The organism is Streptomyces sp. NPDC002403 (assembly GCF_053593015.1).
The window spans coordinates 20695-34491 of record NZ_JBSFBQ010000067.1; the positions used below are offsets into that span (position 1 = coordinate 20695).

Consider the following 13797-nt stretch of genomic DNA (forward strand, 5'->3'; position numbering starts at 1 on the left):
CGAGCACAGGCGGCCCGATGGAGTTATGGGGTCATCCGCTGTTCGACGGGTTCGCCGTGGCGCGTACGAGGATGTGGACGCCGACGGCCAGGGCCCACAGCGGGAACGCCAGCTCGGACCAGGCGACGCTGCCCGACGCGAGGAGCAGCGTCAGGCCGACGAGGGCGCCCAGAACCGTCAGCGGGCGCGGCAGTACGCCGAGCCGGTGCCCGATGGCGGAGGTCGAGAAGACGAAGACCGCGGCCATGCGCATCGAGTAGGTGGTCAGCAGGCCGTACGTGAAGTGCCCGCCGAACAGCCACAGCGGGCCGCCGGGTTCGGCCCCGGCCGTGTCGGCCGTGGCCAGCAGGCTCCCGGCCGCCGCCGCGGCCCCGAAGAGGGTCGCCACGAAGACCAGGCCGCTGCCCAGGAGGACCGTCGCGAGGAACTTGTCCTCGGCGTCCCCGATGCGGGCGCGTACGGCGCCCATGAACCACAGGAAGGAGATGCCCGCGAAGGGGACGAGTTCGAGCGCGGTGCGCACCGTGCGGCGGCGCGTGGGATCGGTGAGCCACTCGCCGGTGCCCCTGCCCTGCTCGGACGGGATCGCCAGCCGGATCATGACGATGGCGGCGGCGAGCAGCAGCGCGAAGACGACCCCGGCCGTTCCCGCGGCCCGCGGGGTGCGCAGAGCCCGGCCTCGTACGTCCGACGGTGCCCCCGGTCGCGGCTCCATGGGCGGTCGCTCGCCTCCTCCGGCTCCGGGGCGGCCGATGGCCCGGCGCACCCCGGGACCAGCAAGCACCCGCCCGGGCCCCGGTGCCACTCGGACCGGGCGGGAGGGTGAGCCGCGGGTCCCCGCGGGATCGGCCGGGCCGCGCAGCCCCTGGAGCACTCCGGCGGCTCGCGGTCAGCCGGCCCAGCGGCCGGAGAGGAAGGTGACGGCGAAGACGGTCATCAGCGGGGCCGCGACGACGAGGTACGCGGTCCTGACGCGGGGACTGCGCAGGCTCCAGGCGGCGAGACCGGTCCACAGCGGCCACCACAGGAGGGTCGCGCGGGGAATGGAGGTGTACCAGTACGAGGTGCCCAGCGCCCACAGGCTGAGCGCGATGTACGCGGCCTCCGCCCAGCGCCGCCGCCACAGCAGCAGGCCGCACAGGACGACGCCGACCAGCATGGTGAGGAGTTCGGCCTGGCACATCAGGGCGTAGCCGGTGGCCTGGGAGTGCCCGAAGGCGGCGTGCCAGGTGTTCTTCCACGCTTCCCAGGGGGCGTGGAAGTCGCGGTACCAGCCGCGTTCCTCGGCGTGCTTCCACGCCATCCAGTCGGAGGTGTGCGCGTGCAGGTACCAGCTGTAGAGGAACGGCGGCAGCGCGGGCAGTGCCAGCCAGGGCAGACGGCGCCACTGGGCGGGGGTGCGCGCGGTCACCAGGAAGTGCACCGCGAGCGCCGCCGCGAGGAAGAGGCCGCTGACCCGGACGGTGGTGGCCAGGCACGTCAGTACGGCTGCCAGCGGCCAGTGGAGGCGCTGGGCGGCCAGCCAGGCGGGCAGGGCCAGGGCGAGGAAGAGCGCCTCGGTGTAACCGGCGGCCAGGAAGACCGCACACGGGGAGAGCAGGAAGAACAGGACCGCGCGCTGCCCGGCGGCCCGCGGCAGGTGCAGCCGGGCGATACGGGCCAGGGCCAGCACGGCGACACCGCCCGCGACGAGGGATATCAGCGCACCGGAGGCCGCCCAGCTCGGCACGACGGTGTGCACGGCCCGCAGCAGGAACGGGAAGCCGGGGAAGAAGGCCTCCCTGTTGTCCCAGTCGGGCGTCCAGGGACCGGACCCGTCCGGGAAATAGCCCTGCTGTGCTATGTGCAGGTAGTGCCACCAGTCCCACCGCTGCCACGACGAGAGCAGGGAGCCCGCGTGACGTGTCCCCTGCTGGTCGGGGAAGAGCCAACGGGTGCAGTAGGCGGTGGTCCAGATGCCCACCCGGGTCAGCAGGTAGAGCCAGAGCACCTCGCGGTCGGCGGGCCCGATCCGCAGCGGCAGCCGGGCGAAGGGTCTCCTGCCCGGCGCCGGGGCGTCGCGGGGCGCGCCGGGAGCGGGCTCGGCCCCGAGGGGCGGATGCTCGCGCGGCGGCCGCGGCCGTTGGGGGGTGGAAAGGCTCACAGCACAATCTCCAGCGTCGGTTCAGCGCACACCGAACGGCCCGGTCGGGAACGGGCGGCAGGTCCGGTCGGTCAGGAGGCCGGGACGGTCAGGGAGGCGGGAAGGTGACGCTCCCGTTGGGTGTCGCCGGTGACGTCACCGGTGGCGTCGCCGGCGATGTCGACGGGCTGTCGGAAGAGGAACTCGTCGGCGGCAGAGTGGTCCGCGGCGACGAGGGCGTGGAACTCGGTGAGCCCGGCGAGCTCGGGGAGGGCGAGAGCCGGGGCGAGGGAACGGGCGAGGGCGTGGTGGCGGGAACGGTCGTGTCCGTGCCGTCCGGTACCAGCGAGGCCACGGCCGCGCCCGTACCCGAGAAGACCAGACAGGCACCGACGGCCAGCGCGACGATCCGGCGCCTGCGCGCCCGCTCCCCGCGCTCGGCGATGTACGAGGGCGGAGCGGAACGCGCGCGGGACTGCCCGGCGGCGGCGGCTTCCTTGAACAGGGACCTCAACGGGTCATGGGCTTCAGACACAGGGCCCCTCCTCGGTACGCGGATCCTGCAGACGATGAGAGAGCGTGGCCCGGCCCCGGGCCAGGTGCGTCTTGACGGTGCTGGCCGCCAGACCGGTCTCCGCGGCGATCTGTTCGACGGTCAGATCGCAGACGTAGTGCAGCGCCAGCGTGCGCCGCTGCTTGGACGGCAGTTCCCGCAGCGCCTCCACCAGCGCCACCGACTCCGGCCCGGGCGCCTCCACCTGCGGCGGGGCACCACTGCGCTGCCAGGCATCCGCCGCACGACGCCGCACCCGCCACCGGCTCACCGCCAGCCGCCACGCGACCGTACGGATCCACGCCTCGGGCTGCCCGTCACGATCGAGCTGCCGCCGCCGGCTCCAGCCCTTGACGAAAGCCTCCTGCACCACGTCCTGCGCCTCGTGCTGGTCGCCGAGCATCACAAACAGCTGTCCGGTCAGCCGGGCAGCCGTCTGCGCGTAGAACTCTTCGAACTCCTCGACGGTCAACAAACAACTCCTGGATCTCCTCGGTCTCACCGGGCATACGCCCGGCACCCCGCATCCGGACGACACCGGACCCGAAGAATCGGGGTGACGGTGATCACATGCCCCCTCGGACCGAAGCCGGATCCGGATCCGGGCATACAAGAGAAAGAGGTACCAAACCCCTTGACCGACGAGAAATTGGGAGGAGAATCGTCAATACACCAGAAAACCAGAGCGAGCCGCACCGTCGACGGAGACGTTCGTCGACCGAGTGACCCCCTCGTCGGCTCTGGCCAGGCCCCCGGCGGTTCCTCCGGCCCCGGAGCTTTCAGCGACGACTGGAAGTCCCGGAACCGGGACGGACTACCGGGGACTGCATGTGTGCACCCACGAACGCCCCCGCCGCCCCGCGGCTCCATCACCCCGCTGTCGGGGATGCCGGGCCGCGATCGGTCATCACCTCCACGGGCCGGCCAGGAGCCTCGGTGCTTCGCGCGGCGAGAGGTGCCACCACTCGGGAGCCCGGCCGAAAGCAGCGGACGGGTGCGGTGCCTGCCGTTGGCTAGGATCCCACCTCGGGATGAAAGCGCCCTGTGGCCAGGCGAGTTGGGGGAATCTTGGAGGCAGCACGGGTCTTCTTCGGCCTGGCAGCACCGCTGGTCGTGTCCTGGGAGCGAAAGTGGTTCACGACTCGTCCCGGGCTGACCGTTCTGTTCACTCTCGTCTACGGCAGCTATGCCATCGCTGCGTACGCCCGTGACCCCAAGGCGTGGAGCGCGCTGGCAACAGCCGTGCTGCTGACGCTGGGCTCCGCATTACTGCTCCGCTCCCCGTCCACACCGGCTCTCGGATTCTCGATCACGGGTTCGCTCACCGCGGGCCCCCCGACCGCCGTCAAACGGCTGGGAGCCGTGACGACGGTGCTCGCAGTGCTCGTCGGCGGGTGGACCGCGTGGGGAACCGTACCCGCGGTCGGTGACGAGTTGCTGCGGGATGACACGCTGGCCGTGATGTTCTCTGCCATGCTCATCGCAGTCTTCGGCGGGGGGATCCTGGTCAAGGTCGCCAGCGACCCGGTGGTGGAAGAGGTCTACGCGCTTCCCGACGGACAGAACAGGGATGCCGCCATAGCGCTGATCCGCAGCGGCGGACGGAGTATCGGCCTCATCGAGCGCGGCCTGTTGTTCGCCTTTCTCGCCGCCGGCCAGCCAGATGCCGCTGCGCTGGTGTTGGCGGCCAAGGCATTGGCGCGCGCTCCGGTCGATCACGTCAACCACGCGTCCAAGTACTTCCTCGTCGGTACGCTGGCGAGTGTCATCGCGGCATTGATCATGAGCGTGGCCGCGCGTGCGGCGGTCGGTCTGCCTGTCCTCTAGGAGAACCTTTGGAACTCAGGCGGCATCCTTTCGTCCGCGAATTGCTCTCTCTGCATCTGCCCACGGCTGACTATGTAGTGGCCGGTAGCGGCCCGTTGCTCGCGCATGGCCTCAGGCAAGACGTGAGCGACCTCGACATCGTGGCGAGAGGCGACGCCTGGAGGGCCGCATCGAGTATGGCCGAAGCGGCGACGCCTCCCTCGGGTCATGGTCTGAGGGTGGTGCTCTTCGATGGCCACATCGAGATCTTCGACCGATGGCTGCCGGGGACGCGGGATACCGATGACCTGATCAGTTCGGCAGAGTTCATAGAGGGAATTCCTTTCTGTCCGCTCCTTGAGGTTTTGGGCTGGAAAGCAAGATCCGGTCGCGTCAAAGACAAGCGGGACGTCGAAGCCATTGAGGGGTATCTGGGAATTTCATAGGTTCCTGTCGCCGGAATTCCCCACCATTTCTTTTGAGCGATGCTTTTCCCGTACGGGGCGATGGAGCGGAAAAAGGCGGCCGTTCTTGCCGCAACGGGTTCTTCCCGTGCGACGGCAGCGCGAGTCGGCCACGGACGTCTTCACGGCGCCCGCCACGCGAGGGCGTCCCGACGGCCCTCTGCACCTCTGGCGCGGTCGTGGACGGAATCATGGGCTGAGAACCGGCGAGATCGCGCGGTGGAGGTCGGGTTCGTCCCATGAGCCACAGCCGCGTCCGGCGCGGTACCGAGTGACGTGCTCGTCCACGGTCCGGCCCCATCGGCACGCACGCGCGGCGGTCATCGCCCATTGGGGCGCGGCGCGCACGCATTCGGGCGCATACCCCGCGCCGTCACCACCTCTCACTCCCCTCTGTGGTTTGAGTGATCTCCGTACGTCGTCATCCGTCATTCCGGGGCTGGTCCGCACGGCCCCTTCTCCCCGTGCCACCCCGCACGGTGACGGCGTCCCCAGACACGATCACCAGGAGTTGTAGTGACACCACCTCGACGGTGTGCCGGGCTTGCCGCCGCGGCTGCCCTGCTGGGCTCGCTGTTCCTCGGCGCTCCCGCCGCCCAGGCGGCACCGGCCGCGAAAGCTGCCGATGACACGCACCGGCCATATGTCTGCCAGGGCCTGGTACCGGACCCCATTCCGTACGCCCTGCGCCCGTACTACTTCTGCGAGGACTGGCGGCTCGGCCCGAAGAGGCTGCCGACCCGCGGGCTGGTGGCGAACACCCTCGACCGCTACCAGCGCCTCGGCCGTCTCACCGCGACCCAGTTCCTGAACCGGTGGTGGGACCCGGCTGCCGACACCGGCCAGGGCGACTGGCGCTACCCGGACGCCGACGGTTACGCGAAGAACCCCCAGGGGCAGCCGATCGCCGCCGAACTCGTGCTCCACGCGGGCCAGAAGGTCGACCGCTTCGGCAATGAGGCGGGCCGCTACCTGGCACCCGCCGGCACCAAGTACGGGAAGCGGAGCATCCCGCCGTCCAGCCTCAACACCGCGGACCCGCGCCACCCGTACAACTACTACCTGTACCGGGTGACCAGGGACGTCAGGGTGTGCGCGGGACCGATCGCCCCGGCGTTCGAGCAGCCCGGCCTGGGCGTCCAGTACGTGACGTCGAGCTCGTACTGCCCGAACATTCCGCGCACCTCCGTGCTGGACCTGGTGCGCAACGGGACCCTGGTGCGGCTCGCGACCCCGTAGCTTCCCGGCTGCGACACCTGCCGCACGCCTCGTACGGTTTGCCCCGGATCGGAGACTTGTTCTGTGGACCGTCACCAGCTGTGCGAGGCGCTGCGGGCAGCCGGAGTTCCCGATGCCCACTACGAGATCCCCGGCTGCCCGGGCGGCCATCCATCGCTTGAGGGCTTCTACCTGGCTCAGCGCGAGGGCGAGTGGATCGTGGGAGTCCACGAGCGCGGCAGACGCGAGGTACTGAAGACCTTCGCCGACGAAAGCCGGGCCTGTGCATGGCTCTACGAACGCCTCACCGACGAGAGTTCGCCGCCTGCCCGGCCCACGGCGACGGAGAGGGACGAGCTGCTGCACGACAGCGAGGGCATCGAACGGCGAGCACAGGGACAGCTCGAACAGGCACTCGCGGAGAGCAGGCGCGGGACCCGCGACGCCCCACCGACCGGTGGCCCCTGAGCGGCGCCGGCCCAAGGGGCGCCCATGTCCATGTCTCCCCCGGTGATCTCCGGCCCCTTCTCCCCGTCCTTGAGCGGATGCTTCTTGAGGATCGAGTACGCGGTCATCACCTTGGTGACGCTCGCGATCGGTACCGGCCCCTGTCCGCCCTTGCCGCCCAGGCTGCCGACGCCCTCCACCTCGATGCTCGTCCGGCCGTCCTGCGGCCACGGCGGCTCCAGCCGGTCCGCCACGGCTCCGCCTCGGAGACCGGCGCGGAGCCGTTGCCCCGGCCTCCACCGACAACCACCTCTCACAGCCCGACGTGCACGAGGAACCGCGTACGTGTCCCAGCCTGCGAGAAGACCGCATCCAGCTGATCAGGACCGTGCATTCGGCGCCGCGCGGATTTGTGTCGGCCGGGTGTCAGGCCCCGCATCGGCAGAAGCCGCCGGCGGTTCCGCGGAACTCGACCGGGACGGAAACCGGCCCGGTGAACGCCGAAGGCCCCTACCGCTCGCGGTAACGGCCTTCGACGCATTGCCCGGCTTGCCCGGGTACCCGATTCCGGTCAAGGCGCGACCACGAGGTCGTTAAAGCGGACTGACGTACTACAGGTGAATATGCGGAGATTGCGATGTGTCCGGGGCCGGGCACCGGCACTCTGCTGAGTGTCGATTTGAGTGGCGCTGCGGCGGAGGATCCCCCGGGACCGTCCGGTGGAGCAGGCCGGTCCGCCGGCTGCGGGAGCGAAACCCGTCCGGCAGCCTCGACGGGCTTCCGGCGGATGCGCAACGCGCTCAGCGGAGTCCGGACACAACGGGGCGCTGTCCGGGCCCACCGCGGCAGAGCCCTGCGACCAGGAGGCGCTGCGACCAGCGGGTGGGTGCGAGGCGGAGGGGGACTGTGTTGCGGCAGCCGGGGGAGCACGGATGACGGTTGAACGAGTGAGCGGCACTTCTGCCTCGTCGCCGGCCCATACACCTCCGCGACGCCCGACCGGTGAGGACCGGCACAGGGGGGTGCCGCGCCATGTCGCGTGCGTGATGGACGGGAACGGCCGGTGGGCGGCACAGCGGTCCTTACCCCGCACATCGGGTCACCGGGCAGCGGAAACAACGGTGATCGACGTCATCGAGGCGGCGCGGACATCGGGAGTGGAGTGGCTGAGCCTGTACGCGTTCTCCACCGAGAACTGGCGACGCCCGAGCAGCGAGATCGACTTCCTGATGCAACTGGTGCGCCGCGTAGTGCGCAAGCACGCCCCGTTGCTGCACGCGCGCGGCATCCGCTGCCGGTTCCTCGGAGTGGCGGACCCGAGGATTCCCGGGCCGCTGGCCCGGGACTTCGCCGACCTGATGACGCTGACCAACACGAACCGAGGCATGACGCTGACCGTGGCGTTCGACCACGGCGGACGCAGGGACATCGTCGAGGCGGCACGGTCCCTCATCCGCAGCGGGGTACCGGCCGATGCCGTCGACGAGCAGCATTTCGCCGCTCACCTGCCCTTTTCCGACACGCCCGATGTGGACCTCGTCATCCGGACGTCCGGCGAACAGCGGATCTCCAACTTCATGCTCTGGCAGGTGGCCTACGCCGAGTGGACCTTCCCGCCGGTGCTCTGGCCCGACTTCCGTGCGCCGGACTTCTTGGAGTGCCTGCACGCCTACCAGCAACGCAATCGCCGCTTCGGCGGTGTGACGCCGCACTCGAACGGAGAACCTCACCCGTGACGGACACAGGCAGCAGCCGCCCCAGGGGTACGCGTTCCGGAGCCACCGGTCACCACGGTGACCCCGCGCGGCCGACCCCCGAAGCACAGTCCGGATCTCCGTTCGGTCCCGACTCGCAGTTCCACCGGTTCTTCAACGATCCGCGCTGGGCGCTGGCCATGGTCAGAGCCACGGTGCTGGAGGCCGCCCACCCGCAGATCGGCGCGGCCCTGATCGACAACTCGACGTTCGTCGCCCACCCGTGGCGACGGCTGCGCAACACCCTCGTGAGCCTGCAGCGCATGTTCGGCACCGACGATGACGAGCGGCAGAGGGAGGCGGCGCGGCTCAACCGCCTGCACGCGCGGCTGAGCGGCACCGACACACAGGACCGGCCCTACGACGCGATGGACCCCCAGGTCCGCGCCTGGGTGGTCGCGACCCTCTTCGAGAGCTCCGTCACCATGTGCCGGCTGAGCGGGCAGCCGCTCGACCAGACCTCGATGGAACGGCTCTACGCCGAATACCAGGCATTCCTCGCGGCCTTGGGGGATGGGGCCGGCCATCTGCCGCCCACGTTGAAGGAGTTCTGGCAGTACTACGACCACATGGTCCAGGAGGAACTGGAGGACACGGAGGCGCTGCGCATCATTCTCTACAAGCTCTTCGACCATCTCCCGGCACCGCCCCTGCTGGACGGCCTGCCCACCGTATGGGCGGCGGGCCGCGCGCTCGCAGGCCCGGTCATCGGCACGATCACGGTGGCGTCCCTCCCCGGGCCCTTCCGTCGACGGGCGGGTCTGCCCGAAATCCCCGGCGCCCAAACGCTGATGCAAAGCGTCTACGTGGCCGTCGGCCTGGCGCGCTTCCTGCCCGACAACTGGCTCCGGACCGAGGGCCTCACCAGCCTGCTCTACCTGTCCTCGGACAGCGACGTCCCTCAAGCCGCGACGCTCACCGCGCTGCGCGGCCGGATGAAGCAAGCCGGCGCCCTGTTCCGGCTGGTCACGCCGTTTGCCGTGCAGCACGGTCCCGCAGGGGGAACCGGATCGCAGCGGAGCGCTGACGAATTCTTCACCGCGGTGCTGGACCAGACCGGCGACGGCTACCTGGACTGGCCCGATCTCGCCGCCATGGCCCGGGAGCTGTCCTCCCGCCTCGATCTGGACGAACCGGAGGAGACCAGGCTCTACCACGCGTATGCCGAGTGGTGGAGGGAACTCCAGGCGGCCCTCGACATCGACGGCGACGGCCGTATCAGCAAGGAGGAGTACGCCGCCGCTGTCCCCTCCCTCGCCGGGCCCGCGCTGATCAGGGTCGCCGAAGTGCTTTTCGACGTCACCGACGCAGACGGCAACCAGTTCATCGACGCGGACGAGTACCGGGCCCTGTTCCGGACCGGGTTCCGGCGCACGGTGGCCGACGCCGACGCAAGGTACTCACGCAGCGCGTTCGTGAAGGACTTTCTCTCCTTCATGTCGGGCCGCCGGCGCTCGACCGCCTATGACCCACTGCTCGCCGACGTGTAGGACCCCCGGACACGAAGGGGCCGCCGGGGGGGGACAGGATTACGTGAGGAGCTTCACCACCCCGATCCGGTTCGGCAGTCCCCGCGTGGCCCCCTCACGCCGATGGCACCGGTCCCCGTGGCGGGGGCCGGTGCCATCGTTCAGGTGGTGCGCTCAGGCACCGTCAGTGCGGGACGTGGCTCCGGGCGTCAGCCCTGGCGCGCGTCCGTGACCTTCCCCGTGAGGAGGGGGCCCTCCAACCACTCGTTCTCCTTGAGGATGTTCACCTGCATCCGAAGGGACTCCTCCGACTCGGTCAGCGCGTCGGTGACCGTGGGCACGGACACTTCGGTGCTCGTCGCGCCCTTGGGGACGGACACCCAGAGGGAGGGACTGTTCGTGGACAGGGGCCGCTCCGGGTCGGCGTCCTCGCCGAGGCCGGAGAGCCACTCCTCGTCGACGTCCTTCGTGGACAGCTCCGTGCCCTCGCGCACCGGCAGGAGGTCGAACCGCGTCTCGATGCTGATGTCGGCGGGCTGGGAGAGCTCCACCTTCCAGGTGAGCTTCTGGCCCTCGGTGACCGAGTCGGCGACCGGGGTCACGGTGACCGTGGGCATGGGGTCGTCGTTCTCGACGAGCACGCCTCCGAAGGCGCCGCCGACCGCAGTGCCGCGCACGGCCTTGGCCGCGACCTCGTGGCTGAGGTCGTAGTTGTAGCGGGAGTTGCCCGTGACCGTGATCGGCACGTCCACGGAGCCACCGGCCTTCACCGTCACGGTGCGGATGGTGGACCTGCGGGTCTCCGGGTCGCGGACGGCGAGCTTGATCACGCCGGTGCCCTTGCCGGTGACCTGGATGGGCACGCGGTAGGTGCGGGTGCCGGAGTCGCCCTCCTTGACCGTCAGCCTGCCGATGTCGACACGCGAAAGCGCGACGGGGCGTACCGCCGGGGTGCCGGGGCGCCAGCCCCAGGCGTCCATCAACCAGAGCTCGCCGGAGCCGCTGCGCGGGGTGAGCTCCAGCGACTGCGTCCGCTTCAGGTCGACACCGGCGCTGACGGCGGCCTTCAGCGGGACGCGGACCTCACGCGCCCAGTACGCGGCCGTCGAGTCGGAGCCGGGAAGGCCGTCGACGTTGACCTGACCGAGCCCCACCCGCTTGCCGGAGGTGTCGGTGAGGGCGACGTCGAGCCGGGTGCCCCGGGTGTTCGGCGGCACCATCACCCGCAGGGCGAGCGCGTCGGAGCCCGCCAGCGAGAAGGCGCGCTCCGGCGTCAGCCGGACCGGGGTGCCCGGCTCGGTCCAGCGGGCCGTGACCGCGTTGCGGCCCGGCTCACTGGTGGTCTCCGCCCAGGACGCGAAGTGCGGCGACCTACCGGGGGTGGAGTCAGGCATGCAGGCCCGGGCGGCGCTCGTCGTGACCTGCCGGCACACGCGCCCGTTCGTCACCGAGAGCGGGTCGTCGGGCCGGATCGCCGGGGTGCGGTTGCCGCCGACGGCGTGAGTCAGCACCCGGGCGGGATCGGCCGAGGGCGCGCGCCGGTCGGAGCCGTCGAGGAGCGGGCGGACCCGGTCGTCGCCCGCGAGGAAGAGCCGCGCGGCGGCGGCGATGTAGGTGGCGCCCGCCGTCTGCTGCTGCTTGGCGCTCAGCCGGGTCCCGGCCCGTGCCGAGCAGACCGGGTCCGGGTTGTTCTTGTCGTCCCAGAAGTCGTCGGCGGCCGGGGCCTCGGCCTGGCCGGGCGTCCACTCCGTGTTGAAGAAGTTGTGGTTGGCGCCGACCATGTACACCGCGCTGTGCAGCGCCGTGCCCTGGCCGATGCCCCGGGTGCCGTCGAGGTACATCTGGCCCTGAAGGTCGCTCACATCGCCGTCACAGCCCGGCAGGATGGTCATGGAGGGCACGTCGGGCGTGGGGTTCTGGCCGAAGTTGGTGGGGCCGATCAGGACGGTGCCGCGGATCCGCCAGCCCACCGGCCCCCGGTAGCCGTCCTCGGCGGGCGGCGGCGGGGAGACGCTGTCGAGAGCCGCCCGGTTGACGCCCTCGCCGCCCCGGGAGTGGCCGACCAGAAGCACCTTCGAGAGGTCAGCGGGCTCCGTCGCGCGCACGGCCTCGGGGGCCTTCGCGGGGCTCGCACCCCACTCCGCCCAGCGGGCGAGGTGCTGGCGCACCAGGGACGAACGGGCCTGCGCCCCGAAGTCGGCCGCGCGGCCGTCCTGCGCGTTGACACCGTTCGCGGAGATGGAGACCGTCACATAGCCCTGGGATGCCAGGAGCTTCTGGTCGTGCAGAAAGCCGCGGTAGCTCGGGATCTCCTTGTTGCCCGGCTTGCACGGCCACTCCATGCCCGCGCTGTTCTTGCCGGGCTCGTAGCAGGTGGCGCCGCGGCCGTGGACGAAGAGCGCCAGCGGTCGCTTCCCCGGCGCGTCCGTCGGGCCGACGACCGTGGCGCGCATCTCCACGGGCTCGGCGTAGCCCGGCAGCCTCACCGACTTCAGGGAGTACTCACCACTGATGGTGTGGTACTTACCGGCGACACCGGGGTCGACCGGGTTGGCGGGGAACGGCTCCTGGGGTGCCTCCGCAGCCGACGAGCGCCGCTGACGGGGTGCCTGGTCGGCCTTTGCGGCGTCCAGCCGCCGCGAACCGGCGACCACCTGGAGTTCGCTCACCGGTCCGACCCTCGCCCCGTCGAGGCGGAGCCGGAAGGTGCGTTGGTCGGGGGAGGGCTCCGGGACGCCGAGGGTCCGCTCCCCCGAGCGGAACTCGACCAGGGCGCCGCCCATGCCCACCGGCTCGGGCGAGCTCCAGATCAGCTCCCCGCCCTCGACACGCCACCCCTCCGGCAGCCGCTCCCCGGAGGCGCCCGGCGGCGCGCCGGGTATGGACTCGGCGGCCGGTTGCGCATGCGCCGGCCCAGGCACACCCGCCGCCAGCGCCACGGCCGCCAAGGCAGCCGTCAGCGCGCGTGAGACCTGTCTCACGATGGTGTCTCCTCGTTGTTGGTTGTGCTTCAGCGCCCCAGGAATCCCAGGAGCACCCCCCGCACCGGGGAGAGGGTGACGTGTCATCACCGGTTGTCCCACCTCGGGGAACCTGACAGGAATCTGACAGGAGCCGAACAGGAGTCGAACAGGAGCGCCAAAGAGGAGCCGGACGGGAGTCATGGGGCCGGTCGCTGATCGAAGGATCCTGACCCGGAGCGGCGGTCCGATGTCCGTGCGGCGATCGGGGCCCGGCACCCTGTGTCCGCCGACGCTCGGCGCGACCGGGCCGGTGGGATGAGCGGGATCTCCGTGATGGAGCGTTCGGCACGCCGGATCAACGACCCCTGCCCGAGAGGGGGCGAGCTGCTCGCGGCGGTGCCTTCGAGCCCGATACGGACTCGCGCTTCGTTCTCGCCTTCCTGTCCCTTCCGGGAGTACAGGCATGGATCGAAGACCGAGCAGAGATGGCCATCGTCGCCTCGATCAGGACAAAGGCGATGCGGCAGCTTCCCGTACTGCTGCCATCCGTCGAGCAGCAGCGCCGCATCGGTGATCTCCTGTGCGCACTCGAAAGCCGGACCGAGGCCCACCACCAGGTAGTGGCGGGCGGCGGAACGCGCGAACGGCGAACTCGCGACCCTGCTGATGGGGAGTGCTCTCTCATCCGATGAACGGACGCCCGCACCTGACGCGAGGGCGGCGGAGCCACGTGAAAAGGGGCTCAGGGACAGGACAACCCGAGGCTGTCTTCATAGCCGGCACGGCGTTCGCCGGCTGCATGGTCCTGTGTCTCGGGGTGCTGACAGCGGCCTGACGCCAGTCCGGGCCGGAGACGGTTCGAACCCATCACCCACGACCACGAACGTCGAAGGGCCCCACCGCAAGCGGTGGGGCCCTTCGACGTATTGCCCGGTGAGAGCAATGGCGGAGGATACGAGATTCGAACTCGTGAGGGGTTGCCCCCAACACGCTTTCCAACT

Annotated in this window: 11 protein-coding genes; 6 read left to right on the plus strand and 5 right to left on the minus strand. The window is 70.5% G+C overall.

The window, feature by feature from the left end; all coding sequences use genetic code 11:
* Window positions 1-31 precede the first annotated feature (31 nt).
* The 4 genes from ACWCPY_RS38030 to ACWCPY_RS38045 all read right to left on the minus strand — a co-directional run bounded on the left by ACWCPY_RS38030 (window position 32) and on the right by ACWCPY_RS38045 (window position 3147).
* Window positions 32-715, minus strand: a complete 684-nt coding sequence (locus ACWCPY_RS38030; protein WP_451272958.1) for a hypothetical protein — start codon at window positions 713-715, stop codon at window positions 32-34.
* Between the two features lie 174 nt (window positions 716-889).
* Window positions 890-2143 (minus strand): mannosyltransferase family protein, encoded by a 1254-nt coding sequence (locus tag ACWCPY_RS38035; protein ID WP_451272960.1) that lies wholly within the window; start codon window positions 2141-2143, stop codon window positions 890-892.
* An 88-nt stretch (window positions 2144-2231) separates the two neighbouring features.
* The gene (locus ACWCPY_RS38040; protein ID WP_451272962.1) at window positions 2232-2657 is read right to left on the minus strand and encodes a hypothetical protein; all 426 of its coding nucleotides are present in this window, start codon (window positions 2655-2657) and stop codon (window positions 2232-2234) included.
* Window positions 2650-3147, minus strand: coding sequence for a SigE family RNA polymerase sigma factor (locus ACWCPY_RS38045; protein WP_451272964.1), 498 nt, complete (start codon window positions 3145-3147; stop codon window positions 2650-2652). Before ACWCPY_RS38045 ends, ACWCPY_RS38040 begins: the two co-directional genes overlap by 8 nt.
* A 596-nt stretch (window positions 3148-3743) precedes the next feature.
* Here ACWCPY_RS38045 and ACWCPY_RS38050 point away from each other — a divergent pair.
* From ACWCPY_RS38050 to ACWCPY_RS38075, 6 genes are all read left to right on the plus strand, one after another.
* Window positions 3744-4502, plus strand: coding sequence for a hypothetical protein (locus ACWCPY_RS38050; protein WP_451272966.1), 759 nt, complete (start codon window positions 3744-3746; stop codon window positions 4500-4502).
* A 122-nt stretch (window positions 4503-4624) separates the two neighbouring features.
* Window positions 4625-4927, plus strand: coding sequence for a hypothetical protein (locus ACWCPY_RS38055; RefSeq protein ID WP_451272968.1), 303 nt, complete (start codon window positions 4625-4627; stop codon window positions 4925-4927).
* A gap of 534 nt (window positions 4928-5461) precedes the next feature.
* A complete protein-coding gene (locus tag ACWCPY_RS38060; protein WP_451272970.1) occupies window positions 5462-6184 on the plus strand; it encodes a TNT domain-containing protein in 723 nt (240 codons plus the stop codon).
* A 63-nt stretch (window positions 6185-6247) separates the two neighbouring features.
* Window positions 6248-6631, plus strand: a complete 384-nt coding sequence (locus ACWCPY_RS38065) for a hypothetical protein (RefSeq protein WP_451272972.1) — start codon at window positions 6248-6250, stop codon at window positions 6629-6631.
* A gap of 911 nt (window positions 6632-7542) precedes the next feature.
* Entirely contained in the window at window positions 7543-8346 is an 804-nt protein-coding gene (gene uppS, locus ACWCPY_RS38070; RefSeq protein ID WP_451272974.1) for a polyprenyl diphosphate synthase, read from the plus strand.
* The gene (locus ACWCPY_RS38075; protein WP_451272976.1) at window positions 8343-9854 is read left to right on the plus strand and encodes an oxygenase MpaB family protein; all 1512 of its coding nucleotides are present in this window, start codon (window positions 8343-8345) and stop codon (window positions 9852-9854) included. The genes uppS and ACWCPY_RS38075 overlap by 4 nt, the downstream gene beginning before the upstream one ends.
* Before the next feature lie 188 nt (window positions 9855-10042).
* On the opposite strand, the gene ACWCPY_RS38080 is transcribed toward ACWCPY_RS38075, so the two are convergent.
* Entirely contained in the window at window positions 10043-12814 is a 2772-nt protein-coding gene (locus ACWCPY_RS38080) for a hypothetical protein (RefSeq protein ID WP_451272978.1), read from the minus strand.
* Window positions 12815-13797 lie beyond the last annotated feature (983 nt).